24 protein-coding genes are annotated in these 26,447 nt (G+C 68.9%); 11 read left to right on the plus strand and 13 right to left on the minus strand.

From position 1 onward, the window contains the following. Positions 1-162: 162 nt before the first annotated feature. Both SPF06_RS04345 and SPF06_RS04350 read right to left on the minus strand, forming a co-directional pair. Positions 163-1,539, minus strand: a complete 1,377-nt coding sequence (locus SPF06_RS04345) for an MFS transporter (protein ID WP_323277796.1) — start codon at positions 1,537-1,539, stop codon at positions 163-165. A 154-nt stretch (positions 1,540-1,693) separates the two neighbouring features. Further along, positions 1,694-2,107: a hypothetical protein gene (locus SPF06_RS04350; protein WP_323277692.1), complete on the minus strand. Its 414-nt coding sequence runs from the start codon at positions 2,105-2,107 to the stop codon at positions 1,694-1,696. A 239-nt stretch (positions 2,108-2,346) separates the two neighbouring features. On the opposite strand from SPF06_RS04350, the gene SPF06_RS04355 reads away from it, so the two are divergent. The 5 genes from SPF06_RS04355 (at position 2,347) to pabB (ending at position 7,018) form a co-directional block, all read left to right on the plus strand. Then, entirely contained in the window at positions 2,347-3,168 is an 822-nt protein-coding gene (locus tag SPF06_RS04355) for a class I SAM-dependent methyltransferase (protein ID WP_323277693.1), read from the plus strand. A 173-nt stretch (positions 3,169-3,341) separates the two neighbouring features. Continuing rightward, positions 3,342-3,653, plus strand: coding sequence for a type II toxin-antitoxin system VapC family toxin (locus SPF06_RS04360; RefSeq protein WP_323277694.1), 312 nt, complete (start codon positions 3,342-3,344; stop codon positions 3,651-3,653). 56 nt (positions 3,654-3,709) lie between these two features. Next, positions 3,710-4,330, plus strand: a complete 621-nt coding sequence (locus tag SPF06_RS04365; RefSeq protein ID WP_323277695.1) for a LysE family transporter — start codon at positions 3,710-3,712, stop codon at positions 4,328-4,330. Positions 4,331-4,391: 61 nt separating this feature from the next. Then, entirely contained in the window at positions 4,392-4,925 is a 534-nt protein-coding gene (locus SPF06_RS04370) for a low molecular weight protein-tyrosine-phosphatase (protein ID WP_323277696.1), read from the plus strand. Then, positions 4,922-7,018 carry an aminodeoxychorismate synthase component I gene (gene pabB, locus SPF06_RS04375; protein WP_323277697.1) on the plus strand — a complete coding sequence of 699 codons (2,097 nt, stop codon included), beginning with the start codon at positions 4,922-4,924 and terminating at the stop codon, positions 7,016-7,018. The genes SPF06_RS04370 and pabB overlap by 4 nt, the downstream gene beginning before the upstream one ends. A gap of 9 nt (positions 7,019-7,027) precedes the next feature. Here the strand turns inward: pabB and cls are convergent, their stop codons facing one another. Then, entirely contained in the window at positions 7,028-8,500 is a 1,473-nt protein-coding gene (cls, locus tag SPF06_RS04380) for a cardiolipin synthase (protein ID WP_323277698.1), read from the minus strand. A gap of 22 nt (positions 8,501-8,522) precedes the next feature. On the opposite strand from cls, the gene SPF06_RS04385 reads away from it, so the two are divergent. Further along, positions 8,523-9,437 carry an aminodeoxychorismate lyase gene (locus tag SPF06_RS04385; protein WP_323277699.1) on the plus strand — a complete coding sequence of 305 codons (915 nt, stop codon included), beginning with the start codon at positions 8,523-8,525 and terminating at the stop codon, positions 9,435-9,437. 12 nt (positions 9,438-9,449) lie between these two features. Here SPF06_RS04385 and aztD read toward each other — a convergent pair whose 3' ends face one another. From aztD to aztB, 4 genes are all read right to left on the minus strand, one after another. Beyond that, positions 9,450-10,508: a zinc metallochaperone AztD gene (gene aztD, locus SPF06_RS04390; RefSeq protein ID WP_323277700.1), complete on the minus strand. Its 1,059-nt coding sequence runs from the start codon at positions 10,506-10,508 to the stop codon at positions 9,450-9,452. A gap of 134 nt (positions 10,509-10,642) precedes the next feature. Next, positions 10,643-11,578 carry a zinc ABC transporter substrate-binding protein AztC gene (aztC, locus tag SPF06_RS04395; protein WP_323277701.1) on the minus strand — a complete coding sequence of 312 codons (936 nt, stop codon included), beginning with the start codon at positions 11,576-11,578 and terminating at the stop codon, positions 10,643-10,645. Further along, the gene (locus SPF06_RS04400; protein ID WP_323277702.1) at positions 11,575-12,651 is read right to left on the minus strand and encodes an ABC transporter; all 1,077 of its coding nucleotides are present in this window, start codon (positions 12,649-12,651) and stop codon (positions 11,575-11,577) included. Before SPF06_RS04400 ends, aztC begins: the two co-directional genes overlap by 4 nt. A gap of 185 nt (positions 12,652-12,836) precedes the next feature. Beyond that, positions 12,837-13,724, minus strand: a complete 888-nt coding sequence (gene aztB / locus SPF06_RS04405) for a zinc ABC transporter permease AztB (protein WP_323277704.1) — start codon at positions 13,722-13,724, stop codon at positions 12,837-12,839. Between the two features lie 56 nt (positions 13,725-13,780). Here aztB and SPF06_RS04410 point away from each other — a divergent pair, with 56 nt between their 5' ends. The 3 genes from SPF06_RS04410 to mmsB all read left to right on the plus strand — a co-directional run bounded on the left by SPF06_RS04410 (position 13,781) and on the right by mmsB (position 17,057). Further along, a complete protein-coding gene (locus SPF06_RS04410) occupies positions 13,781-14,422 on the plus strand; it encodes a metal ABC transporter ATP-binding protein (protein ID WP_323277705.1) in 642 nt (213 codons plus the stop codon). A gap of 133 nt (positions 14,423-14,555) precedes the next feature. After that, positions 14,556-16,076 (plus strand): CoA-acylating methylmalonate-semialdehyde dehydrogenase, encoded by a 1,521-nt coding sequence (locus SPF06_RS04415; RefSeq protein ID WP_323277706.1) that lies wholly within the window; start codon positions 14,556-14,558, stop codon positions 16,074-16,076. Between the two features lie 9 nt (positions 16,077-16,085). Beyond that, a complete protein-coding gene (mmsB, locus tag SPF06_RS04420) occupies positions 16,086-17,057 on the plus strand; it encodes a 3-hydroxyisobutyrate dehydrogenase (protein ID WP_323277707.1) in 972 nt (323 codons plus the stop codon). 26 nt (positions 17,058-17,083) lie between these two features. Here the strand turns inward: mmsB and SPF06_RS04425 are convergent, their stop codons facing one another. From SPF06_RS04425 to SPF06_RS04440, 4 genes are all read right to left on the minus strand, one after another. After that, complete coding sequence (locus tag SPF06_RS04425) at positions 17,084-17,593, minus strand: MarR family winged helix-turn-helix transcriptional regulator (protein ID WP_323277708.1); 510 nt, start codon at positions 17,591-17,593, stop codon at positions 17,084-17,086. Positions 17,594-17,595: 2 nt separating this feature from the next. Next, positions 17,596-19,395, minus strand: a complete 1,800-nt coding sequence (locus tag SPF06_RS04430; protein ID WP_323277709.1) for an AMP-binding protein — start codon at positions 19,393-19,395, stop codon at positions 17,596-17,598. Between the two features lie 241 nt (positions 19,396-19,636). Continuing rightward, positions 19,637-20,116: a hypothetical protein gene (locus SPF06_RS04435; RefSeq protein WP_323277710.1), complete on the minus strand. Its 480-nt coding sequence runs from the start codon at positions 20,114-20,116 to the stop codon at positions 19,637-19,639. Positions 20,117-20,274: 158 nt separating this feature from the next. Continuing rightward, positions 20,275-22,182 carry an SDR family NAD(P)-dependent oxidoreductase gene (locus tag SPF06_RS04440; RefSeq protein ID WP_323277711.1) on the minus strand — a complete coding sequence of 636 codons (1,908 nt, stop codon included), beginning with the start codon at positions 22,180-22,182 and terminating at the stop codon, positions 20,275-20,277. Positions 22,183-22,284: 102 nt separating this feature from the next. Here SPF06_RS04440 and SPF06_RS04445 point away from each other — a divergent pair, with 102 nt between their 5' ends. Continuing rightward, complete coding sequence (locus tag SPF06_RS04445) at positions 22,285-23,172, plus strand: helix-turn-helix transcriptional regulator (RefSeq protein WP_323277712.1); 888 nt, start codon at positions 22,285-22,287, stop codon at positions 23,170-23,172. Positions 23,173-23,291: 119 nt separating this feature from the next. Continuing rightward, positions 23,292-23,591 carry a hypothetical protein gene (locus SPF06_RS04450; protein ID WP_323277713.1) on the plus strand — a complete coding sequence of 100 codons (300 nt, stop codon included), beginning with the start codon at positions 23,292-23,294 and terminating at the stop codon, positions 23,589-23,591. A 3-nt stretch (positions 23,592-23,594) separates the two neighbouring features. Here the strand turns inward: SPF06_RS04450 and SPF06_RS04455 are convergent, their stop codons facing one another. Together SPF06_RS04455 and SPF06_RS04460 are read right to left on the minus strand one after the other, a co-directional pair. Further along, positions 23,595-24,179: a TetR/AcrR family transcriptional regulator gene (locus SPF06_RS04455; RefSeq protein ID WP_323277714.1), complete on the minus strand. Its 585-nt coding sequence runs from the start codon at positions 24,177-24,179 to the stop codon at positions 23,595-23,597. 62 nt (positions 24,180-24,241) lie between these two features. Further along, positions 24,242-26,308: an MDR family MFS transporter gene (locus SPF06_RS04460; RefSeq protein WP_323277715.1), complete on the minus strand. Its 2,067-nt coding sequence runs from the start codon at positions 26,306-26,308 to the stop codon at positions 24,242-24,244. Positions 26,309-26,447 lie beyond the last annotated feature (139 nt).

Here is a 26,447-nt window from a genome sequence, read left to right on the forward strand (position 1 = left end):
CTGTTTTGCTCATGGACAGAGGCCAACCCGCCGAGGCGCCCCGAGGGGTCCCGATCAAGTTGAGCGATCTGCACTCAAGTCTACGCACCGGGTTTCGGATGTCAAATGAAGTTGAGTGAGGTGCGCTCAACTTCCCCGCGCGGACGACGGCGCGTGCCCGCCTCAGCGCCGCCCGCTCACCTCGGTCCCCGCGTGGCGCGGGAGGAAGAGGCTGTCGGCAACGCTCGCGAGCATGAGCACGGCAATCGCGACGAACGCGACGCGATACGGCATCGCGTGGTCCGCGCCGACCGGGCCGAACGCGGCGCCGGCCCGGACGAGGAGCGCGCCGACGGCGACCCCGAGGGCTGCAGCTAGCTGCACGAGCGTGTTCGCGATCGCGGTCGCGCTCGGCAGCTGCGCCCCCGAGACGTCCGAGTACTGGACCGTCATGTACGCCGAGAAGCCGATCGAGCGGAACGCACCGGAGACGAGCAGGAGCGCCGCGATGAGGAGATCAGGGGTGGCCGGAGTGAGCAGGGCACAGGCCGCGAACGTCGCAGCCGAGACCGCCGCGGCGACCACGAGCACCGGCTTGAAGCCGAAGCGCCGGATGAGCGGCGTCGTCGTCGGCTTGATCCCGATGTTCCCGACGAACACCGACGCGACGAGAAGCCCCGAATGCACCGGGTCCCAGCCGAAGCCATCCTGGAACAGGAGCGGCAGGAGGAATGGGACGGCCATGATCGTGAGCCGGTAGACGAAGCCGCCCGTCTGGGTCGCGCGGAACGTGCGCACCCGCAGCACGTGGAAGTCGAACAGCGGGCGCCGGGCGCGGCGCATCCACCCCACGGCCGCCCCGAGGGCCGCGAACCCGACGGCGAGCGCCGCCGTCGCCCATGCCGCCGGCCGCCCCTCGGAGAAGAGCTCGAGGCCGACGACGACGGCCGCGACCCCCGCCGTCGTGAGCACGAGTCCGGGCCAGTCGAGCCGCCGCTCGCTGTCCGCTCCCCCGCGCGGCACGAGCCGCAGCGCGACGACGAACGCGGCAAGGCCGAGGGGAAGGTTCACGAGGAAGATCCAGTGCCACGAGAGGTACTGGGTCAGGGCGCCGCCCACGAGCGGGGCGATCACGGGGGCGAGAAGGCCCGGCCACACGAGGTACGCGGTCGCCTTGAGGAGCTGGGCCTTCGGCGTGCCGCGCAGCACGACGAGCGAGCCGACCGGCACCATCATCGCGCCGCCGAACCCCTGGAGCGCCCGGAACGCGGTGAGCGCGCCGAGGTTCGGGCTGAGCGCGCACAGGAGGGACGCGAGCGTGAAGACCGCGATCGCCGAGCAGAACACGCGCCGCGATCCGAAGCGTTCCGCGAGCCATGAGCTGAACGGAATCCCCATCGCGACGGCGACGAGGTACGCCGTCATGGCCACGTTGACGTCCGCGGGAACCACCCGGAAGTCCGCGCCGATGGCGGGCAGGGCCGTCGAGAGCGCGGTCCCGTCGAGGAACTCCATGAAGTACGTCGCGGCGACGAGCAGCGCGAGGTGCGGGCTCCACAGGCCGAGCGCGGGGGCCGCTTCCGCCGAGCCGGGATCGACGGACGACGGCGTGGGCTCGGGTGTGGTCACCGATCCAGCCTAACGACGCGGCCGGGACGGCGGTCTCAATACCTGAAGTGTGTCAGTGCGCGGAGTAGGCCAGCGCGCGGATAGGTCAGTACGCGGAGTAGAGCGCCGATGCCTGGCTGAAGATCTCGGGCCCGCTCGCCATGCCGACCGCGACGACGAAGGCGATGAACACCGCGGAGGCCACCGCCCACGCGGCCGTCGCCCACCCGAGGACCCTGAGGTCCTGCTTCGTGACCGGCGCGAGATCGTTCCGGAAGTCGTGGAGCTGCAGCGAAAGGCGCTCGGCCGGCGTGATGGCCGGGGCGATCGCGTTCGGGGCGTGGTCGGTCGTGCCGTCGACGAGCACGGCGACCGTGCGGCGGTTGCGGCGATCGTGTGCGAAGCGGTGGATGCGGTCTCCGTGGCGCGCGAGGAGGATGTCCTCGCCGAGGGGGATGGCGCGATGGCGGCTGAAGAGGCCCTTGCGGCGGGTGCGGAGGCTCGTGGCGAGAACGGTCATGGAAGTGCTCCTTTCGCTGCCTTGGGGCGCCCTTGCCCGCAGGTGGATCCCGGAGAGTCGTCGGGATGCTTGTCTCTTCAAGCTTAGGGCGGTAGGGTAGTGAATTTTCCCTGGACTGCTGCTTTCGTAGCCAAGCTCACGGTCTCCCATTGCGAAGGTCACGGTCTCCCGTTGCCAGGATCACAGGGGCCTGTCGCGTCTGTCACGAGCCCGAACCGCGGGGCGCGTAACGTGGTGCCATGGACGGCCAGCAGAGCACTCCCGACGATGTCTACACGCATGGGCACCACGAGAGCGTCGTGCGGGCGCATGCTGCACGGACGGCCGAGAACTCGGCGTCCTTCGTGCTCCCCCACCTCGTCCCGGGGCTCCGCGTGCTCGACGTCGGCTGCGGGCCCGGGAGCATCACGTGCGACTTCGCGGTGCTCGCCGCGCCCGGCGAGGTGCTCGGCCTCGACCGCTCGGAAGACGTCGTGGCCCAGGCCCGCGCGCTCGCCGAGGACCGCGGGGTTGAGAACGTGAGCTTCGCCGTCGGGAACGTCTACGACCTCGACCTCGAAGACGAGTCCTTCGACGTCGTCCACGCCCACCAGGTGCTCCAGCACCTCACGGACCCCGTCGCGGCCCTGCGCGAGATGCGGCGCGTCGCGAAGCCCGGCGGCATTGTCGCCGTGCGAGACGCCGACTTCCACGGCATGAGCTGGTTCCCCGAGATCGCCGAGCTCGCCGAGTGGATGGAGCTCTACCAGCGGATTGCCCGGCGCAATGGCGCGGAGCCGGACGCGGGGCGCCGCCTCGTGAGCTGGATGCAGGAGGCCGGCTTCACCGACGTCGCGCCGTCGAGCAGCAACTGGCTCTACGCGACGCCCCAGCAGCGCACGTGGCAGGCGCGCGTGTGGAGCGAGCGCGTGCTGCACTCGGCGTTCGCGGAGCAGGCGATCGCGTACGGATTCGCCGAACGCGCGGACCTCGAGAGGATCGCGGCCGGCTGGCACCGTTGGGGCTCCTCTTCCGACGGCTGGTTCCTCATCCCGAACGGCGAGGTGATCGGGCGGGCCTGACGGCTCTCTCTTCCCCTCCACAACGCTTCCGAGCGAGTCATCCACATACGACGGCGCCGCTCCCCCTCCGCGGGGTCCCGCACCGTAGCGTCGAGGCATGAGATCTTCCGGAGCTGGTTCTGCCACGGGCATTGACCAAGTAGGCTTGATCAACATAGGGACCTACAACATCCTTGACGCCAAGACGCGGCTCTCCACTCCTGGCCTCCGCGGTTTCGGGGTATGAGCTCGCGAACAAGCGCCGAATCGGCAAGCTCCCTGACCTCCACGGACTGCTCACCGGGTACGAGAAGCACATCCTCGCCCTCGTCTCCGAGGAGCTTCCGGTGACGGGCGGCCACGCTCTCGAAGCGGGCCGTCTGGCGTGGTTTCATCGCGACCCATTCGACAGGATCATCGCGGCGCAGGCGCTCGTCGAGGGCTACACCCTCGTCACGGCGGACCCGGCCTTCTTGGCCCTCCCCGGCCTCGACGTCCTGTGGTAGGGCCCCCTCGACGTCCTGTAGGTGAGTGACCTCATGGACGGCCGTAACCTGAAAGGGTGCCTTTTTCGATCTGGGCCGCCCTTCTGGGCGCCTGCCTCCTCATCAGCTTCACCCCCGGCGCCGGTGCCATCAACACGATGAGCAACTCGCTCAACGCGGGCTTCCGGCGTGCGATCTGGGGTGTGCTCGGGCAGCAGGCAGCCCTGGTCGTGCACCTGGCCATCGTCGCAGCAGGCCTCGGCGTGCTCGTTTCGAGCTCCCCGATCGCGTTCAACGTGATCCGCTACCTCGGTGCCGCGTACCTCATGTACCTCGGGATCCGGCAGTTCCTCCGCCGGCCGGACGTCACCCAAGAGGCTGCCCAGGCCCTCGAGAACGAGCCGGCGTTCTCGATGTTCCAGCGCGGCCTGTGGGTCAACCTCCTCAACCCGAAGGCGATCGTGTTCTTCCTCGCCTTCATTCCGGGGTTCGTGCGGCCAGAACTTCCGCTGTGGAGCCAGTACGCCGTCATCGGCGCGACGATCGTCGGCGTCGACATCGTGGTGATGTGGTTCTTCTTCGCCCTCGCGGCCAAGAGCTTCCAGCGGTTCACGCGAGACGAGCGCGGCCAGCGCGTGCTCAACCGCATCTTCGGCGCCCTCTTCGTGGGTGTCGGCGTGCTGCTCGCCGTTGTCTAAGCGCTTTCATTTTTCGCCACGGATTCCGGCTCCGCTCCCCGCGGACCCTATGCTTAGTCGCATGAACTCGACGGCGAGCCCCTACCGGATCATCACGGTCTGTACCGGGAACATCTGCCGCTCGCCGATGGCCGAGTTCATGCTCGTCGATGCCTTCGCCGCGGCCGGCCTTTCGGACCGCGCACTTGTCGATTCGGCGGGCACCACCAGCTACGAGGTCGGCCGGCCGATCGACCCGCGCGCCGCACGCGTCCTCGACGCGCACGGCATCCACTCGCACGCCCACGTGGCCCGCAAGTTCCGCCCGGAATGGTTCGACGAGCGAGACCTCATCCTCGCCCTCGACGTGGACCACTACGGGCACCTGCGTGAACTAGCCCCGGCCGGCACCGAGCACAAGGTGCGGATGCTGCGCGAGTTCGATCCCGCCGTCGCCCGGCTCGACCACCTCGACCAAGGCATCGAAGACCCGTGGTTCGGCGATCAGAGCGACTTCGAGCTGACCTGGGAGCTCATCGACGCGGCCGTGCCTGGCGTCGTCGAGCACGTCCGGGCCGAACTCACGCGCCGGCCGCCAGCCCTCGCCGAGGCGTGACCCGCGGCCAGCTGACGCGCCCCGCCGTCATCGCCGTCGACGGTCGCTCGGGCGCGGGCAAGACGTCCCTCGCGGTCGAGCTCGCCGCGGCCCTCCGCGAGCACCGCTCTGTCATTCTGCTCCACCTCGAAGACTTCTACCCCGGATGGGATGGGCTCGCCGAAGGCATCCGGCGATGCGCGGACGCCGCGCTGGGCCCGCTCCGCGGCGGCGAGGCCGCGCGCTGGCGGGCCTGGGATTGGCTCGCCGACGCGGACGGCGAGGAACGCTGGACCGAGCCGGCCGACGTCGTCGTCCTCGAAGGCGTGGGTGCGGGCGCCGCGCCACTGCGCGCCCTCGCGGACGCCGTCGTGTGGGTCGAGGCCCCAGCCGAGGACCGCAGGCGGCGCGCCCTCGCGCGGGATGGCGAGACCTACGCGCCGCACTGGGATCACTGGGCGGCGCAGGAAGACGCGTGGCTCGCGGCCGACGACGTCCCGTCTGCCGCCGCCGTCACCGTCCTCGCCGGGGCGGGCACCGACCGGCCCGAGGGGGCGACGGCCCGCGTCATCGACGCGCTCGCCGAGCTCCCCGCGCTGCGCGAGGCCCTCGCGCCGGAGCGCGCGGCCCGAGAGTCCAGGGCCGTCTCGGCCCGGCGGCTCGCGGCCTCCCCCGATCCCGAGGCGCTCTTCAGCTCGCTCTTCGGCGCGTCGTCCCACGCGGTGTGGCTCGATTCGTCCGACGCGGGCGCGGTCGGTTCCGGGCGGCGCAGCCGCTTCAGCATCATGGCGGACGACGGCGGCATCCGCGGGAGGCACATGGCGCACCGCAGCGGGCGCACGGAAGTCACGTTCGGCCCGGGGTCGGGCACCCCGGCCACGGCCCTCTTCGAGCAGCCCTTCTTCCGGTGGCTCGACGCCGCGTGGGGCCGCCTGTCCGTCCCGCGCGCCGGCGTGGCAGGGCTCGAGTGCGGGTTCGCGCTCGGCTGGCTCGGCTACCTGGGGTACGAGCTCAAGCGCGAGTGCGGCGGGAACGACGTCAGCGTCGGGTCCTACGGCGGCGTGCCGCTCGCCGACGCGCAGCTCGTGTTCGCGGCGCGCGCCGTCGTGCTCGACCACGAGCTCGGCGAGACCTGGCTCCTCGCGCTCGACGCGCCGGACGCCGCCGCGTGGCTCGACGACGCGGAGCGCGCCGCGCACGAAGCGACCCGTTCCTCCGACCCCACGCCGGCCGCCAGCGGGGATGCGCCCCTCTTCGCGGCCCGCGACTCCGCGGAGGTGTATCGCCGCAAAGTGCGGGAGGCGAAGTCCGAGATCACCGAGGGCAACACCTATGAGGTGTGCCTCACGACGACGCTCGAGGCCGACCTGGCCCCCGCCTCGGCCGTGGACCCATGGCTCGCCTACCGCGCCCTGCGGCGCCGCAGCCCTGCGCCGTTCGCCGCGTTCGCGCGCTTCGGGGCGCTCGCCGTCGCGAGCACCTCCCCCGAGCGCTTCCTGAGCCTCACGGACGACGGCGGGCTCCGCGCCGAGCCGATCAAGGGCACCCGCCGCCGGTCGCCGGACGCCGACCCTGCCGAGGACGCGCGCGTGCGCGCCGAACTCGCCGCGAGTCCCAAAGACCAGGCCGAGAACCTCATGATCGTCGACCTCCTGCGGAACGACCTGAGCCATTTCGCCGTGCCGGGGTCCGTCTCCGTCTCACGGCTCTTCGCAGTCGAAACGTACGCCACCGTGCACCAGCTCGTGAGCACGGTCGACGCACGGCTGCGCCCCGACGCATCGAGGGCCGAGGCCGTCGCGGCCGCATTCCCTCCGGGGTCGATGACGGGCGCGCCCAAGATCAGCACGATGGACATCCTCGACCGGCTCGAATCCGGGCCCCGCGGCGTCTACTCCGGGGCCATCGGCTACTTCTCGCGGACGGGCGCGGCCGACCTCTCGGTCGTCATCCGGACGCTCGTCGCCCACAGCGCGGACGACGGCTCGATGCGGCTCACGCTCGGGGTGGGCGGCGCCGTCGTCGCGGACTCGGATCCCGACGCCGAGCACGACGAGATCCGGGCGAAGGCCTTCGCGGTGCTGAGCACGCTCGGGGCCGAGTTCCCGGACTGACCGCCGGGGTTACTGCACGGTCGCCGTGAGCCGCGCGACGTTGTCGATGTAGCGGCTCAGGATCGAGCGGCTCCGCCATGCGTCAAGGTCGAGCGGCAGGCTCACCTTCCGGTACAGGTCCTCGACCTGCCGCATCTGGGCGACAATACCGGCGCCCGGGAGCATGAGCGAGACCTCCATGTTGAGCGAGAACGAACGCATGTCCATGTTCGAGGAGCCGAGGACGGCCACGTCGTCGTCGACGGTGAAGTGCTTCGCGTGGAGCACATACGGCTTCGGATAGCGGTAGATCTTCACGCCCGCGGCGAGCAGCACTTCGTAGTACGACTGCTGGGCGTGGTGCACGAGGAACTGGTCGCCCTGCTCGGAGACGAACAGCTCGACATGGACCCCGCGCTGCGCCGCCGTCGTCACGGCGTAGAGGAGCGAATCGTCCGGCACGAAGTAGGGGCTGCAGATCGAGAGGCGGTGCTGGGCCGAGTAGATGAGGGTGTTGAAGAGTCGCAGGTTGTTCTCGTTGGCGAACGCGGGGCCGCTCGGGACCACCTGGGCGGGCACCGTGCCCGCGGCGGCCGCGGGCTCCATCTGCTCAGCAAGGAGCTGCCCGGTCTCGCCGAGCCAGTCCGTCGCGAAGACGACGTTGAGCGTCGTCACGGCGGGCCCGTCGAGGCGGGCCATGAGCTCGACCCACCGCCGCCCCGCCCGGCGATGCCGCGGGTTTCGGTACGAGCGCTCGATGAGGTTGAGCGAGCCCGTGAAGGCCACCTCGCCGTCGACCACGAGGATCTTGCGGTGATTCCTCAGGTCCGGCCGACGCCACTGGCCGAGGATCGGGAGGAGCGGGAGCATGCGCCGCCACTGGATCTCCGAGGACCTGAGCCGGCGCAGGAGCCCCCGGTACCCGCGGATGCGCGCCGTCCCGATGTGGTCGAACAGGAGCCTCACCTCGACGCCGCGCTCGGCGGCCTCTTCGAGGGCGGTGAGGAGCTCGTCCGTCGCCTCGTCCGAGCTCATGATGTAGAACTCGGCGTTGACGAACCTCGTCGCGCCGCGGACCGCCTCGGCCATGGCCGCGAGCGCGTCCTCGTAGCCCGGGATGAGGCGCACGGAGTTGCCGTCCACCATGGGCAGCGAGCCGAGCTGCTGATTGAGCTTCGACGCCGAGCGCAGCCACTCCGCGCCCGCGAACGCCGAGGTGGAGTCGCCGCCGTCGGACTCTACGAGGGCGCGCACCTGCTCGTCGACCTCCCGCTGCTGCTCGCGCCGCTTCCGGGACAGTCGGAAATTCCCGAACATGAGGAAGAGGAGAAGTCCAATGGTCGGGATGAAGAAGATGGCAAGGAGCCACGCCATGGCGGTCGTGGGGCGCCGGTTGCCGGGGATGATGCCGACGACTGCGACGCGGATCACGAGATCGACGACCGCGAGCAGGAACGTCATCCAGTTGGGCAGGACCCCCACAAGCGGCAGCTGGAAGAGCATGGCCACAGCCTAAGCTGTCCGTATGACTCAGACGGTGCTTGTGTTCCTCGATCCTGCCCACCCTGACGGACGGATCGAGGACGCCGGCAAGCCCACGCTCTACGCGACGGACCAAGGAGTGAACCGCGGCGACGGTGTATTCGAGACCCTCCTCGTCCTCGACGGGCACGTCCGCAAGCTCCCGGCCCATCTCGCGCGCCTCGCCTCGAGCGCCCGCATGATGCACCTCGACGTCCCCGGGCACGAGGAGTGGGAGCGTGCGATCGTGACGGCACTCGCGGAGTACCAGGAGACCGTTGGGGTGCTCGACGAGGTTGTGGTGCGGCTCGTCGCGACGCGCGGCGTCGAGGGCACGCATGTGCCCACGTGCTGGGTCGCCGCGTTCCCGCCCGCGCCCTCGGCGAAGCGGCAGCGCGAGCACGGCATCGACGTCCTCCTCCTGGACCGCGGCTACGACTCGGACCTCGCGGAGCGCGCGCCATGGCTCCTGCTCGGGGCCAAGACGCTCAGCTATGCCGTCAACATGGCGGCGCTCCGCTACGCCCACGACCGCGCCGCCGACGACGTCATCTTCACCTCCCGCGACGGCAAGGTCCTCGAGGGGCCCACCTCGACCGTGCTGGTCGCCCACGCGGAAACGGACGACGACGGCCGGGTCACCTTCAAGCGGCTCGTCACCCCCCAGCTCGATTCGGGAATCCTGCCGGGCACCTCGCAGGGCGCGCTCTTCGCGGCCGCGAAGGAGGCCGGGTGGGAGCTCGGCTACGGGCCGCTCGAGCCGGACGATCTGTTCGACGCCGATGCAGTGTGGCTCATCTCCTCGGTGCGGCTCCTCACGCCCGTGAACCACATCGACGGCAAGCCGATCGGCGCAAACCCCTCCCTCGTCAAGGCCCTCACGGAGGAGCTCGCGAGCCTCTTCGACCGCATCGCGTGAGGCTTTGGCCGGTCAGTGCTGAGCCACGGTGATTTCATTCGGTGCCGCGGATAGCTTGACCGACCCGAGATCGGCGCCGGTCGTGAGGTCAATCGCGTGAACCGTGCTGGTGGCCGGTTCCGTGATGTAGCCAGTGGTGCCTTTCACGGCGATTGCGGGGTGGGGGTCTTGCCAATGGGAGGGACCCTCCCACGGTGAAATCACCGGGTATCTCTTGACAATTTCTCCCGACGACGGGTCGAGCACGTGGATCGATCCGTCGGTCGACAGGATGTATGCGAGGCCATCAGAGCCTCGCGCGATGTCGCGCCATGTGTACCGGACGTCACTGGGTAGGTTCACGACCCTGTAGGCGTGTTTTGCCGTGTCGATTAGAGTGACCGCATTAAGCAGGTACCCCTCCGCATCCGGGTTGCTCTTGTAGTCGCCCACGATGATGGGGCTTGTTTCCGACGTGTAGGCGTTGCCCATGCGGCCGAATTTGTCCGGGGCTGTGAACTTCTCGAACGTGCCGCGGTGATAGAGGAGTGCGCCGTCTTCACAGCCGAAGACGACGGCTTCGTCGGCCGCGGCCCCCTCGCCGTGGATTCCGCGGCACTGGCTGTTCTCGGATACCTTGTCCCACTTCTCGCCGTTGGGGCGGAGGGCCGCGGCGCCGGTGCGCCCGGTCTTGTCCCCGACTGTGGTGAGGAGGGTACTGTCCTTGAGCTGAATCGACACACCGTGGTGTGGTGCCGCCGCTTTGTACGTCTCTGTCTCGGGCAGCGCGCCTCCGCTCTTGAGAAGCGCGTCAGTGCCGAAGATCGTGGTGGTGCCCGTTCCGTCGTCGAAGAGGATGGTGCGATCGGCGTGGCGCACGACATGGCCGGGGCTGGTGGCCTTGAAGACGGTGTCAGTGAGCGCAGGTTTCGCGGTGTCGAGGACTTGGAACCCCTTCGAGGTTGTGACGAGCACGTTCCGCCCGTCGCCGACGCCGTTGACTCGGGTGAAATCCTCGGTCGAGAAGGTCTCGACGACCTTGAGGGTCTTGCCGTCGAGTACCGCGATGCCGTTCTTGTAGGCGACGGCCACCCTTCCGGTTGTCTCGGCTGTCGCCGACCCCGAGCTCGACGGGCTTCCTGGCGCTGAGCTTGCACAAGAACTGAGGGCTAGCGCTGCCGCAACGGTGGCTGCGGCGCTTGCAACGCGCACGGATCCTGATCTCTTCATAGCGTTCCTCTCTGGTGGGTGGTCGTTTTGGTGAGAGCGGTTGTTATTCGATTGGTGTTCGTGCGCATCATCGCGAGATAGGTTTCGGCGTCTTGGCCGGGTTCGGAGAGGGATTCCGTGTAGAGGGCGATGACGTCGACGTCGATGCCGGCCTCTCGGGCCAGCACCTGAACGAGCCGGTCGGGTTGCGAGGACTCGGCGAAGATCGCCGGCACCCCGGCGTCTTTGATCGCTTCGGCGAGCGAGTGGAGGTCTGCGGCGCTGGGCGCGGCGAGGGTGGTGCCACCGGGAATCACAGCGCCGATCACCCGGAATTTGAAACGATCAGCGAGGTAGCCGAAAACATGGTGATTGGTGACGAGGGCGCGCTGGGCGGATGGTATCGAGGCAAATGACTCTCCCATCTCGCGATCGAGCTGCTCGAGCCGGTTGCGGTAAGTGGCGGCGCGCTCCGCAACCGCAGGCTGCTCGATGCCCTTGATGCCGGAAAGGGCTTCCTCCAACGCGTTGACAACGTCGGTCATTCGCGCTGGGTCCGTCCGGAAATGCGGGTCTGGGGTTCCGGCGGCGTCACCGGATGAATAGGGAAGTGGCTTGAGATGGTCTCCGGCGGCAAATACCTTTCCGCCTGCCTTGGCCACGCGGTTGAGATGTTGTTGGAGACCTTCTTCGAGACCAAGGCCGTTGGCGACGACGAGATCCGCCTCGCTTATCCGGGCGGCCTGCTGCGCGGAGATCTCGAACGAGCGTGGGTCTGCGTTCGGCTTCATGAGCGTTGTCACTTCGGCGTCGTCGCCCACCATCTGTTGCACGACGTCCCCGAGGATGTTGGTGGTCACCACGATGTGGGGCTTGTCAGCCGCGCGGGTTGGGGCACAGCCCGACAGGACCGCGCCAGACACCACAAGCGCGAGGGCGAGGAGACGCCTCATCGACCCGTCTCCGCCATGAATGCCGGCTGCACCGAAGGTGAGAGCGTCCGAGCGATGCGGGCCTTGTCGGCGAAGTCGATTTCGTAGACCACACCATCGGCAGGAGCGTTGAGATAGGCCCGTTGTGCGTCGACCGTCAGGCTCACTGTCTCGAGTGATGACGAAGTCGAGATGGTCTTCGGCAGCAGCGGTTCGGTCACGGCGACCTCTTCGCCGGTCTTCGCGAGATAGATGTGCACTCGGCCTTCGGCATCGAGGGTGGCGACGTGCCCTTTCTCGTCGTCGACGGCGGTGGCACGCACCATGGGGACTGGGGTCGGCAGCCAGTGCCAGGAGCGCTGGCGCGTGCTCAGCAGCCACACTCCGGAGGATCCGCCCAACCCCGCCACAGTCGGGCGCCCCTTGCGTGCATCGAACTCTATGGCTGCACCGGCTGACGCCGCATCCGGGTAGGGCACTTTCTCGAGCGTCGGCGCATCCCCTTGCTCGGTGATCAGCACGGCGCCGTCCGCGCAGCCCACCACTGCGCCGATGCGGGTCGCGATGCTGCCACGAGCGTCGGGGCAATCGACCCGTGCCCCCTCCAGCGGCTTGCCGTCGGCGTCGTAGTATTGCAACGCCGTCCGCCTTCCCTCGGTACCCGGAGTGGTCACGACTGCACCGTTACCAACCGGGACAACGAGTCCCTTGTGACGTGGCAGCTCGATCCGAAACTTCTCCCTGACTTCTCCCCGGGAGAGGGAAGCGTTGTCGAGGAGCACGGCCTCACCCGATTCAGGAAAGAACAGGCCAGTGCCACCGGCGGTGGAGAGCATGCTGGTCGAGACGGCTGGTGCGCCACCGCCACCGACGGTTCCGAGCAGCGCTGGCGTAGCCCGGTAGTAATGGAAATGGTCCCCGTGATCCCACGTCCACACGCCGCTGTCGACGATCTCGACCCCTTTCGAGGTCGTGGCAAACACATAACGGCCATCAGTCGCGATGGTCGACGGAGCCTCGACCCTGCCGATCTTTGTCTCGCCGTTCGCCAGCAGGTCAAGCATCCCGACGTTGCCAGTGCTGTCGATGGCCACGAGGTGGAGCTGTGGTTCGGCAACTTCCGACGCTCCAGTGACCGCCCCGTGCCCGGCCCCAGACGGTGCGGCTCCAGACGGCGCGGCCGAGCTCGGCGAGACGTGGCCGGACGAAGCGGCGTTCGAACATCCCGACAAGGCGATGAGCGCCAGCACGGGAAGCGCGGCAACGATACGTCGAGGATTCATGAGTGCTTTTCCCTCTTGCGGTCGATCAACAGATGAGTTCGGTCGTGGCGCGCAGAGTGTCGGCACGAGAGGCGGCCCCAGAGCCCATGCGTGGCCGCCGAGCAGCACGCGAGGAGGATGGCCGACGCGGCGATCGAGGCCCCCGCGGCGGTGCCCGCGTACCAGGAGACGGCGAGGCCGAGAACAACGGCGGCGGCTCCGAACCCCACTGCTGCGCACATCCGGAGGGGAATCCGGGTCGTCCACGGACTGGCCGCTACGGCTGGTGCAAGCAGGAGACCGACCACCAACAGTGATCCCACGGCCTTGTACGACGCCACGACCGCCAGCGTGACCAGCCCGACCTGAAGGAGTTTCGCCAGTTGTGGTCGGAGCCCGAGAGCTCGGGCGATCCGCGCGTCGAACGCTACGGCGATGAACGAGCGATGGAAGGCAGCGGCGATCGCGATCGTCAGTGCGGCCGTGACCGCGAGCACCATGATCTCGCTCGCGCCGATGGCAAGAATGTCTCCGAACAACATCACTGTGGCGTCTGTGGCGAAGGTGCGCGAGTGCGAGACGACGATGACGCCGAGCGAGAGCATCCCGACGAACAGAAGTCCAATGCTCGTGTCATACGAGAGCCGACCGCGCCGCTGGAGTAGCCCAATCAATCCGCTCATGGCGACCGCGCTGAGTGCGCCGCCGACCAAGACGGGCATGCCGAACACCGTTGCAGCGGCAACTCCGGGCAACATCCCGTGGCCGATCGCTTCTCCGAAGAAGGCCATCCCGCGGATCACCACCCACGTGCCCACCACCCCGCAGATCAGCGCGGCCAGCACCCCGCCGGTCAGAGCGCGCACGAGAAAGTCGGCGACGGGCGGATCGGCAGGCAAGGGCATGATCCAGAGTCTAGGATTAATAAGAATCATTATCAAAACGAAGGATGAGCCTGAGGATGAACCCTGTGCGTCCAGCGATCCAAGCAAGCGGTCTCTCCTACGCCTTCGGTGGCAGCAAGGTGCTCGAGAAGGTCACCGTGGATGTCCCGTGGGGTGCCGTGACGGCGTTGACGGGTCCCAACGGTGCGGGAAAGTCCACCCTCGTGGAACTGCTCGCAGGCGTCCGCAGCCCCCTTGAAGGAGTCATCGAACGTGCCGAGGATGTCGCACTCGTCGTACAGCGGCCCGCGGTGCCCGAAACGCTCTGTGTCACTGTCCGTGACGTGGTCACGATGGGCACCTGGGGTGATCGGCGGCGTGGCCGTGGTCCCCGCTCCGCACGCGAGCGCGCGCGAATCGTGGGCGATGCGATCGCCCGGGTGGAGATGGACGGCTTTGAGCGGCGCCCGTTCTTCGCCCTCTCCGGAGGCCAGCGCCAACGGGTCCTGATCGCCCAAGGTCTCGCTCGCTCCGCCGAGATCCTCGTTCTTGACGAACCCGCCGCGGGGCTTGATACCGAAAGCCAAGCCCGTGCCCGCACCATCCTCGCAGAGGAAGCCAGTCGGGGCATCGCCGTCTTGTGCGTCACCCATGATCGTGCCGACATCGCGGCAGCTGACCATGTCATCCGGCTAGAACGGGGCACCATCCTCTCGTGACAGCCTCACGTGCGAGGCAGGACCGGCGCCCTGTCCAGCCTCTGGAACTTACTTGGAAGTCCGAGTATGTTCGGTACTGGACGGCATCTGAGATGCATGTCACAACCGAGTCGGATGCAAAGGAGCGTTCGCCATGGTCCACGAGTCCTCCGCGACGGTCTACGAACTCGCTCACTATGTGGGCGGGCAGAGGGTCGACGGCACGTCGGGTCGCTTCGGCGATATCTATGACCCCTGCGCGGGCCGAGTCCAAGGCCGCGTCCCCTTCGCGAGTGCGGAGGAGGTACACAACGCAGTCTCCGCGGCCGAGAAGGGGCAGGCCGAGTGGGCCGCAATCAACCCTCAGCGCCGCGGCCGGATCCTGCTCAAGTTCGTGGACCTCGTCAACGAGCACCTCGACGAGATCGCGACCCTCCTCTCCCGCGAACACGGCAAGACCCTCGCCGACGCCCGGAGCGACGTGCAGCGCGGGATCGAGGTCGTCGAATTCGCGGCCGGTGCGCCGCATCTGCTCAAGGGCGAGTTCTCGGACAGCGTGGGAACCGGTCTCGACGTGCACTCACTTCGGCAGCCGCTCGGCGTCGTCGCGGGGATCTCGCCGTTCAACTTCCCGGCCATGATCCCGCTGTGGCAATGCGGCCCCGCGCTCGCCGCGGGCAACGCCTTCGTCCTCAAGCCGTCCGAGCGTGATCCCTCTGTGCCTCTCAGGCTCGCCGAGCTCTTCACCGAGGCGGGGGTGCCCGACGGCGTGTTCAGCGTCGTGAATGGGGACAAGGAGGCCGTGGACGCGCTGCTCGAGGACCCGCGCGTGAAGGCCATCGGCTTCGTCGGCTCGACCCCGATCGCGCAGTACATCTACGCGACCGCCGCGGCCCACGGGAAGCGCGCGCAGTGCTTCGGCGGCGCGAAGAACCACATGGTGATCATGCCCGACGCGGACCTCGACATGGCCGCGGACGCCCTCATCGGCGCCGCGTACGGCTCGGCCGGCGAGCGCTGCATGGCGATCTCTGTCGCGGTCCCCGTGGGCGAGGAGACCGGGGATCGGCTCATCGCGGCGCTCCAAGACCGGATCAAGGGCCTCACCGTCGGCCCGAGCCTCGAGAAGGGCTCGGATTTCGGCCCCGTCGTGACGCCCGCCGCGAAGGAGCGAATCGAGGGCTACATCGCCGCAGGCGTCGAGGAGGGCGCGACGCTCGTCACCGACGGCCGGGGCGCGAAGGTCGAAGGCTACGACGGCGGCTTCTGGGTCGGCCCAACCCTTTTCGACCGCGTCACACCCGAGATGAGCATCTATCAGCACGAAATCTTCGGGCCCGTCCTGAGCGTGGTCCGCGCCGAGGACTACGAGGAAGCGCTGCGGCTGTGCAGCGAGAACCCGTACGGCAACGGCGTCGCGATCTTCACGCGCGACGGCGACTCGGCCCGGGACTTCGCGAGCCGCGTCGAAGTCGGCATGGTCGGCGTCAACGTGCCGATCCCCGTGCCGATCGCGTACTACACGTTCGGCGGCTGGAAGGCCTCAGGCTTCGGTGACCTCAACCAGCACGGACCGGACGCGTTCCGCTTCTACACCAAGACGAAGACCGTCACGAGCCGCTGGCCCTCCGGGATCCGCCAGGGAGCGCACTTCGTGATGCCTGAGGGCAGCTGAGGAGAGAAGATGTCACACGCAGCATCCCCTGAGAACGCAGCAACCCCGGAATCGAGGGCGGCCAGAGAATTCCCACAGGGCCGGATCGCGTTCCTCGGCCTCGGCCACATGGGCGGGCCGATGGCGGCGAATCTCGTCAAGGCCGGGAAGGACGTGGTCGGCTACGATCCCGTTCCCGCAGCAGCCGACGCCGCACGGGCCCATGGCGTCAAGGTCGCCGAGTCAGCCCTCGACGCCGCGGCGGGCGCATCGGTCGTCCTCACGATGCTTCAGGCGGGCCAGCAGGTTCTAGACCTCTACCGTGGGACGGAGGATCAGCGCGGCCTGCTCGAGGGAGCGGCACCCCGCACGATGTTCCTCGACTGCTCGACCATCAACGTCAACGAGGCCCGCGAGGCTGCGGCGGTCGTCACCGAGGCGGGGTACCGCTTCATCGACGCGCCGGTCTCGGGCGGCGTCGTGGGCGCCGAGGCGGCAACGCTCACGTTCATGGTGGGCGCCGAAGACGCCGACTTCGCCGAGGTGGAGCCGTTGCTCGAACTCATGGGCAAGCGCGTGGTGCATTGCGGAGGCCACGGGTCCGGCCAAGCGGCCAAGGTGTGCAACAACATGATCCTCGGCGCCTCGATGATCGCCGTGTGCGAGGCCTTCGTCCTCGGCGAGAAGCTCGGGATCACCCACGACGTGCTGTTCGACGTCGCCGCTCACGCGTCGGGCCAATGCTGGGCGCTCACCACGAACTGCCCCGTCCCAGGCCCGGTTCCAACGAGCCCGGCCAATCGCAACTACGAGCCCGGCTTCACAGGCGCGCTCATGGCGAAGGACCTCCACCTCGCGCTCCAAGCTGTGGAGAGCACGGGCGTCGCGGCGCGGGTAGGTCCGCTCGCGGCGAAGATCTACGACGAGTTCGTGGAACACGGCGGCGCCACGCGCGACTTCTCGGGCATCATCACGGACATCCGCTACCGCTCGAACCCCTAACCCGCCCGAGCCAGTAGCCCAAGCGATCACCCGTCCACGAAGTCCCCCGCCCGGCGACGGAAGCCGCCGAGCACGCGGATGAGCTGCTCGACGTCGTCGTCCGTGAAGCCCGAGTGGGCGAAGACCTCGGTGTTGAGCGCCGCCGTCGCACGTTCTGCGAGGCGCCGCCCGTCCGCGGTGAGCCCGACGAGCGTCGTGCGCCCGTCCGTGGGGTGCGGCGACCGCGCGACGAGCCCGGCCTGCTCAAGGCGGTCGACGGCGTTCGTCACCGATGTCGGGTGGACCTGAAGAAGCGCGCTCGCGTGGCTCATGGGCAGCGAGCCGTCCCGCGAAAAGCCCAGGAGCGCGAGCAGCTCGTACCGCGCGAACGTGAGCCCGAACGGCTTCAGGATCTCCTCGATGCGGGCGAGGAGGATCTGCTGGGTCCGCATGATCGCCGTGATAGCGGCCATCGGCGCCGCGACGTCCCCCCAGCCGCGCCGCTCCCAATTTCGCCGGGCCTCGGCGATCGGATCGCGGGGAAGCGGGGTGCCCATGGCTAGTCCTTGAGGCCCGGGAAATCCGCCTCGGAGTATTCGATCCCCGCCGTCTGGGAGGCTCCGGCCCCGGCGTGCCGGGCCTCCTCGCCGTGCCGCAGCTCGACGCGGCGGATCTTCCCCGAGATCGTCTTGGGCAGCTCGCTGAACTCGAGGCGTCGGATGCGCTTGAACGGCGCGAGGTGCTCGCGGGCGAAGCGAAGGATCTCCTCCGCGAGCGCAGGGCCGGCTTCGTAGCCGCGCGCGAGGACCACGAACGCCTTCGGCACCGCGAGCCGCACGGGGTCCGGCGAGGGCACGACGGCCGCCTCCGCGACCGCCGGATGCTCGATGAGCACGCTCTCGAGCTCGAACGGCGAGAGCCGGTAGTCGGAGGATTTGAAGACGTCGTCGTCGCGGCCCACGTACGTGATGACGCCGTCGGCGTCGCGCCGCGCCATGTCCCCCGTGTGGTAATAGCCGCCCCGGAACGCCTCGGCCGTGCGCTCGGGGTCGCCGTGGTAGCCGGCCATGAGGCCGACCGGGCGCGGGTTGAGGCGCAGGCACAGCTCGCCGTCGTCCGTTTCCTCGCCTGTCGCGGGGTCCACGAGGACGACGTCGTAGCCAGGCAGCGGGCGTCCCATCGCACCGGCGGTGACTGGCTGGCCGGGCGTGTTCGCGACCTGGACCGTGGTCTCGGTCTGGCCGAAGCCGTCGCGGATCGTGACGCCCCACGCCTTCTTGACCTGATCGATGACCTCGGCGTTGAGGGGCTCACCCGCCGAGACGACCTTGCTTGGCGGGGTCGTGAGACGGGTCAGGTCCGACTGGATGAGCATGCGCCATACCGTGGGCGGGGCGCAGAAGCTCGTGACGTGTTGGCGACCCATCTGGTCCATGAGCGCCGCGGCGTCGAAGCGCTCGTAGTTGTAGATGAACACCGTGGCCTCTGCGATCCATGGCGCGAACACGTTGGACCACGCGTGCTTCGCCCAGCCGGGCGACGCGACGTTGAGGTGCACGTCGCCGGGTTCGAGGCCGATCCAGTACGCGGTCGAGAGGTGGCCGACCGGGTAGGACGTGTGCGTGTGCTCGACGAGCTTGGGCTTCGACGTCGTGCCGGACGTGAAGTACAGCAGGAGCGTCTCGTCGGCGCGGGTCGGCGCTTCGGGGGCGAAGTCGGGGCTGGCCTGAGCGGCCTCCGCGTAGTCGAGCACGGCGCGGCCCGAACGGACGACGCCGCCCTGCCGCCCGCCGTCGTCCGCTGCCCCAGCACCGTCGGCCGCTCCCTCTGCGCCGTCGGCCGCTGCCCCCGCCGGCCCCACGGCGATGAGCGTGTAGGCGCCCTCGACATCGTCGAACTTGGCGAGGTGCGCCGCGCCGACCGCCGCCCAGCGCGCGGCACCACGGTCTACTCGGTCCTGGAGGTCTCGCGGGCCCATGAGGGTCGTGGTCGGGATCATGACGGCGCCGAGCCTGATGCTTGCCAGCAGCAGTTCCCAGAGCTCGACCTGGTTGCCGAGCATGATGATGAGGTGGTCGCCGCGGCCTACGCCCTGATCGCGGAGCCACGTCGCCGCGCGCCGCGAGGCCTCGGCGAGTTCAGCGAACGTGCGGCGGGTCGAGGTGCCGTCCTGCTCGACGATGATCAGCGCCGCCTGCTGGCCGCGTTCCGGGTCGGCCGCGAGCGCGTCGAACCAGTCAGTCGCAAAGTTGAACTCGTCGAAGCGTGGCCAGGCGAAGGCCCGACGCGCCTCATCGTAGTTCTCGCTCAGGGCGAGAAGGCTGTCGCGAGCCTGCCTGAAGTCGTCGGTGACCGTCATCTCGCGCCCTTCTCCGCTGCGGTCGGGCCCGCGTGGCCCGCGCCGGTGGTGATCCACGTCACCCTGAAATCTACTAGGACGTCCAAGGGGTTGGAAGGGGGCGAGGTGCGAGGACCGTCGAGTGCAGCTGGCAGAATCCGTCGTCTATTTGGGCAACTCTCCGACCGAGGTCTGCCATCGGTGTCAGTTCAGAAAGTGGGGGTCAGTTCATAAAGTCGGGCTCAGCCCAGTTCCCAGGCGCTCACTCGCGAGGAGCCCTGGGTTCCGCTCGTCGCGCGGCGCGGCGCTTGGCGACGAAGCGGAACGCCATCCATCCAAAGAGCAGAGATGCCACAGCCGAGTACGCGAGATTGATGACGACCGCGACCGTGGGGTCGAAACCCAGCGCCTGAAGTTCCAGGGACTTGGCGGTCCCGACGGGATCGGCCAGCTCCCACACCGTTCCGATGACGCCGAGCACCTGCCCTGCGCACCCGAGCACGTCGATCGCCAAGGCCCATTTTCTGCCGCGCAGCGTACTCACCGCGAGGATCACCGCCGCGACCGCCACCACGGCAAAGACGAGCGCCGACGGGAAGTTGAGGCGCACCGCAGCAATCGGTGCTGTGGCCCCCGCCAAGGCCGCCCCGACAAGCCACAGCGCGGCTACCGCCATCCGGAGCGGTCGATAAACGATTTCGGCTAACGTCACGCGACGCATTCTCGACTGTTTGGCGCTCATCCGGCAGTCCCTCCGGTGCCAAGCATCGCTGGCCGATCCAACACGGGCCGAGCATAAGACTCAACCGATGAACGAGCGAGCAGAGGTGGTCCAGCGGTGCATCGCACCATCGGATTCAGCTGCCCCTCATCAGAGATTGTCGTGTTGAAGCCACCGGCTCAGAAGGGTGGCGGGGCGTCAGATTCTGGGTGGGTGACGTATCGCCGCCCGGTCGGGGAGGTCCATTCGAGCACGCCGCCGGACGGCACACTCTGTGGCGTGTGTGATTTGGCGGGCGATCGATCGGGATGGAATTCCCACGTTTCGGTGGGTGGAGTTTCTTGCTCATCAAATTGCCGGACGGACCACAGGCCGAGGGTCTTGAGACGGTGGTGTTCGCGGCAGAGCAGGGCGAGGTTAGTCGCATCCGTGGCTCCGCCGTGCTGCCATTCGGTGGTGTGGTCGGCCTCGGTGGCAGGGGCTGGCTTGTCACAGCCGGGGAACCTGCATACGCGATCGCGGGCGCCGAGGAAGCGCCGGATCGCGAGGGACGGGGTGTAACGGCGTCGTCCGAGCCCGAGCGGGGCACCGCTGTGCGGGTCGACGAACATGGTCGTCCACGACGCCGCCTCGGCCGCCAGAAGCCGAGCGGTCGGGGCGTCCAAGGGCCCGTGGCCCAGGATCTCCCCCGGCGCCTCGCTCTCGCCTGTGAGGGTCCGGGCAGGAACCGTCACGACGAGCTCGGTGCGGACCCCTCCCATCGGCCCGGCGCCGCCGACCGGCTCGGCGCGGTGCCGTCCTGTTGCGGGCGAGCCGACCGCGGGCGCTAGCGCGACGGGTGAGCCAACGGCCGCCGGGCCGCACACGGGAAGGGCGGAGTCCAGGAGCAGGTCTCGAAAGGCGTCCGCGCGCAACTGGGAGATCCCGCGGACTTCGTCGGGGCCTTGGAGCGAGCGGGCGAGGGCCTCAAGCCGGGTATCGATCGCGGCCCCGACCTCAAGGGGCAGATGAGCGGTGAGCCAGCACATGCCGTCCTTGCCGGGCTCGAGATCGACACGTCGGAACGCGGCGGCGCGCTCCTTCCGGGCGGCGAGGGGTTCGGTCGTGTAGTCCTCCACGAGACGACGCAGCCTCCGGCCCAAGGCCCCGGGGCTAGGGGCCCGCGACGCATCGTCGGGACACGCCAGGTCGACTGCGGCGGCGCAGAACGCCTCCGTTCCCTCCGGCGGGACAATGCAGGCCAGGTCCATGACGGCCCGAGCTCGGCGGCGGGTGAGCCGCCCGTCTCGGAGGGCGTCGAGGACCGGAGCCAGACCGGGCTCGGCGAGGGTCAGGCACTCGTCCACCATCGCCCGGGCACTGCGTTGGCCCACGTTCAGCGCAGCCGCGAGCTCCGCAGCCGTCACGGTGAGGGCCTCGGCGGCCTCGATCCGCGTGCGGCAGACCCGCCGCAGCTCCTCGTGCAGCGCTGCCACCGCGTGCGCGCGCAGCGCGTGAACTCGCCCTTCCTGACCGGGAAGGAGGCCTGTGCGCACGGCCGGGGGCTCGAGTTCGAGCACGCTCACGTTCGTCTCCGCGAGCTGGAGCCGGACGGACTCGCTCAGCATGTGCACGGCGGCCTTGGTCGCGTTGTACGACGGCGTCACGCGCAACGGGGCGAACGCGAGGCCGGACGAGACGGTCATGATCGTCGCGTCCTTCTGAGCACGCAGGTGCTCGATGAAGGCGCCGATGAGCCGGATGGGGCCGAGGAGATTCGTTGCGACCGTCTGCTCCGCCGACTCGACGAAGCCCGCCGGGCTCGTCCAGTCCTCGATCCGCATGATGCCGGCCATGGTCACGAGGACGTCGAGGTCCGGGTGGCGGGCGATCACAGTTTCAGCGGCAGACGCAATGCTCGCCGCGTCCGCGGTGTCGATCTGGATGGTGTCGAGGCCGGGATGCCGCTCCGCGATCTCGTCGAGGAGCTGGGCACGCCGGCCGCCTACGATGACGGTGTTGCCCGCCTCGTGGAGCCGCTGTGCAAGGGCGAGGCCAATGCCGCTCGTCGCTCCGGGGATGAAGATGGTGTTTCCACTGATTCGCATGTCCTGAGTCTTCAGCCGGCTCGCAGCGGCTTCCAGAGAGCGCTTGTCGGGGGACTCGGAGTCCTATGGTCCCGCCGCGCGCCCCGAGGGCAAGATGGACCCGTGGATCGCCAAGCCCTTTCCGAGTTCCTGCGCCGCAGGCGCGAAGCCCTGCGCCCGGCGGACGTCGGCCTGCCCGCGGGTCCGCGGCGCAGGGCCGCAGGGCTCCGGCGCGAGGAGGTCGCGCAGCTCGCACTCATGTCGACCGACTACTACACGCGCCTCGAACAGCAGCGCGGCCCCCAGCCGAGCACGCAGATGCTCGCGTCGCTGAGCCGTGCCTTGCGTCTCACGGCCGACGAGCGCGACTACCTCTACCGCACCGCGGGTCATGCGGTGCCTGATCGGCTGAGCGCGTCGGAGCATGTCGCGCCCGCGCTGCAGCGCGTCTTCGACCGGCTTTCCGACACCCCGGCGCTCGTCATCTCGAATCTCGGCCAAACACTCCTCCAGAACGCCCTGGCCTCTGCCCTCCTCGGCGATCACTCCCACGCGACGGGGTGGGAGCGCTACGAGAGCTACCGTTGGTTCGCGCATCCCGAGACGGAGCGGCAGCGCTACCCCGGGCACGATCGGCCGCGGCAGAGCCGCGCGCTCGTCGCGGGCCTCCGCGCGGCGTACGGATCCATGGGCGGCAGGTCGCGCGCCGCCGAGCTCGTGGCGGAGCTAGCCAAACGAAGCGAGGAGTTCCGCGAGCTCTGGGAGCGGCACGAGGTGGCCCAGCGCTTCGCCGATCACAAGGTGCTCCTCCACCCCGAGGTCGGCCCCATCGAGCTGGACTGCCAGGTGCTGTTCACCGACGACCAGTCCCAGGCCCTCCTCGTCCTCACCGCCGAGCCCCGAAGCGAAGCGGAGGAGAAGCTGCAGCTGCTCGCGGTTCTCGGGACGCAGCGGTTCGAGCCGGCGGCGGCGGAAGGCGGCCATCGCAGGGAGCGCAATCCGGGCGGATAGCCTCGCGGCGCCGGACAAAGGACGACGTCGCGGCGTCGCCGTCGTCGCATTTCGCCCCGAAAGCGCGGTGACGCGGACGCCTCTGGCGCGCGGCGCCGTCGTCCGTCTACGGTGCCTTTATGGAACACCCTGCCCCCACGGAACCGAGCGATCGCGTGGCTCCTCCCCCGGGCCTCGCCGCCTTCGACCGGGACGCACCGCTCGACGAGGGCTACAACCAGGACGAGCACTACGGCCACAACCAGGACTTCCTCCTGCTGCGCGATCCCCGCGAGAGCGACGAGAGGCAGGCCGAGCCCGCCCACCGCGAACGACGGCGGCGCATCGCCGGGATCGGCCTCGGCACCGCAGGCGCCGCGGGCATCCCCGACGGCGAGGGGCGCACTCACACGGGGTTCGGGGACTCGGACCGCGACTGAACGCTAGTCGTTCGCGACGGAGACCAGCGCGGTCACGGCCGCGCGGAGCTCCTCCGGGGTGGTCTTGCGGGTAGGCGCCGAGACGTCGGTCTGAAGCACGAGCGCCGCATAGACGAGTGTGACTGCGAGGCGCGCCCTCGTCGGCTCGGTTCGCTTCTCGGCGAGGCGGAAGACCTGCTCGCGCAGCCCCGTGGCCCACTGGTGGACCTCCCGCAGGAGGTCGGGCTCGTGGCTCACGAGCTCCTTGAGCCGCACGACGTCGTTGCGCGACCCGGCGAGGCCCGCCACGAGTTCGCACAGGTCGTCGATGAGCGGGTTCGTGCTCGCGAGGAATCGCTGCTCTCGCTCCTCGGTGATGGCCGCCGGCGGGAGGCCGAGCGCGGCGGCGGCCTTCGAGGGGAAGTAGTTGAAGAACGTCCGCTCGGAGATGTTCGCGCCCGCGCAGATATCGGCGACGGTCACATGGGCGAGGCCGCGCTCGGCGACGAGTTTGCGCGCAGCCTGGTGGATCGCCTCGCGCGTCTGGCGCTTCTTGCGCTCGCGCAGCGAGGTCTGCTGGTCATCGGGGGATGTGGGGTCGGTGCTCACGGTGGTTCCTGTCGTGCCGCGGAAGCCCGGGGCCCCGCGTGGTGCGGGCCCCGGGCCTTGGATCAAGGCCGGTGGACTCGGATCGACCCGGTGTCGGGCCCGACCGGCGAGCCCGCCTCGGCGGCGGCCTCCATGGCGTAGACCTCGAGGTCGTCGAGAGTGCCCTGCTTGTCGGCCTGCTCCTGAAGGGCGGAGCGCTGGCGCAGCGGCGGCGTCTTGAAGAACCAGCTCAGGATGAACGCGAGCAGGATCACGCCGAGGCCCACCCAGTAGATGCTTACGGCCGAGGCATTGAAGCCCGCCATGAACGGCCGCGTGAGCCGCGCGTCGGCGCCCTTGAGGTAGGACGTATCCGAGGTGCTGGCCGTCGACGACTGCCCCGATTTTGCGTTCTTGAGCTGATCGATCATGGTCGGCACGAGCTTGTCCACGATCGCCGCGCGCTGCGCCTGGTTCGAGTAGTCCACCACGAGGCGACCGTCGACGACGGCGGCGCCCGCCTTCTGCGCGGCGGTTTCGAGCGCCTTCTGCTCGGCCGCGGGCTTGGCTGCGGCGACCTGCTGCTCGATGACCGACGGCGCGGCGGCGGCAGGGACGCGGCCCGCGGCGACCTGCTGCTGGACGGCGGCCGTGACCTGCTGCGTGACGGCCTGGTCGGCGGCCTGCTTCGCGGCGGCGGCACCCTGGTCGAGGCCCGCCTGCACCTGCTGCTTGACCGGCGTCACGATCGGGTTCCAGAGCTGCTGCATGATGCCCGCGTTCGCGGGATCGGTCGCGACGGACGGAGTGAGTGCCGTATCGAGGGCGGTCGTGAGGTCGTCCTTGTTCTGCATCGCCGTCTGGATGTTCGCGGGCATGACCGCGAACAAGATCGAGAGCAGCACGGCCGTGCCCATCGTGCCGCCGATCTGGCGGAAGAACGTGGACGAGCTCGTCGCCACGCCCATGTCCCGAGGGTCCACCGCGTTCTGGGTGGCGAGCGTGAGCGACTGCATGAGCTGGCCGAGGCCGAGGCCGATGAGGAACATGGCGATCATGAGGTACCAGAGCGGCTTGTCGATCGTCATGAACGTGAGGACGAGGTAGCCGCACGCCGTGAACAGCGTTCCCGTGATGGGGAAGATGCGGTACTTCCCGGTCCGCGCGACGATCTGGCCCGAGATGATCGACGCGACCATGAGGCCGCCGACCATCGGGAGGGTCGCGAAGCCGGACTCGGTCGGGGTCAGGCCCGTCACGAGCTGGAGGTAGAGCGGGAGGGTCAGCATGGCGCCGAACATCGCGAAGCCGACGAGGAAGCCGAGGACCGTGGCCATCGAGAACGTGCTCGAGCGGAAGAGCCGGAGCGGGATGATCGCGTCGTCCTTCATGGCGGTCTCGACGATGACGAAGGAGGCCAGGCCGATCGCGCCAATCGCGTAGCACGTGATGGAGGCGGCCGAGGTCCAGCCCCATTCGCGGCCCTGCTCGGCCACGAGGAGGAGGGGGACGAGCGTCGCGATGACGGAGGTCGCGCCCCACCAGTCGATGCGCGCCGTCGAGCGGTCGTGGAACTTGGGCAGGTGCAGGAAGGCGAGCACCATGCCGAGCGCGATGAAGCCGATCGGCACGTTGACGAGGAAGACCCAGCGCCAGCCGGAGATGAAGAGGATCTGGCTCGCGCCCGAGAAGAGGCCGCCGATGAGCGGGCCGATGACGGATGAGACAGCGAAGACCGCGAGGAAGTAGCCCTGGTACTTGGCGCGTTCGCGGGGCGCGAGGATGTCCCCCATGATCGCGAGCGGGAGAGACATGAGCGCGCCGGCGCCCACGCCCTGGAAGGCGCGGAACACGGCGAGCATGAGCATCGACGTCGAGAACGACGAGAGCAGCGAGCCGACAATGAACACGCCGAGGCCGAAGATGTACAGCGGGCGGCGGCCGAAGAGATCGGAGAGCTTGCCGTAGATCGGCGTCGCGATGGTCGACGTGATGAGGTAGGCCGTCGTGACCCAGGCCTGCTGGTCGAGGCCGTGAAGGTCGTCGCCGATCGTGCGGATCGCCGTGCCGACGATGGTCTGATCGAGCGACGAGAGGAACATGCCGGCCATGAGGCCGTAGATGACAAGCAGGATCTGCCGGTGGGTCATCACCGGGCTTGAGGATCCACCGGGTGCCCCAGGATGGGAGGCTGCGCTAGACATGGGAAGGAGATCCGAATCTCTCGAGGAACCGATGCCGTGTTCGGCTTGATTTTTGCAGACTCTGCAAGTTTACGCATTCTGCAAG

It is taken from the genome of Sinomonas terricola (assembly GCF_034931225.1).
Classification (GTDB): Bacteria; Actinomycetota; Actinomycetes; order Actinomycetales; family Micrococcaceae; genus Sinomonas; species Sinomonas terricola.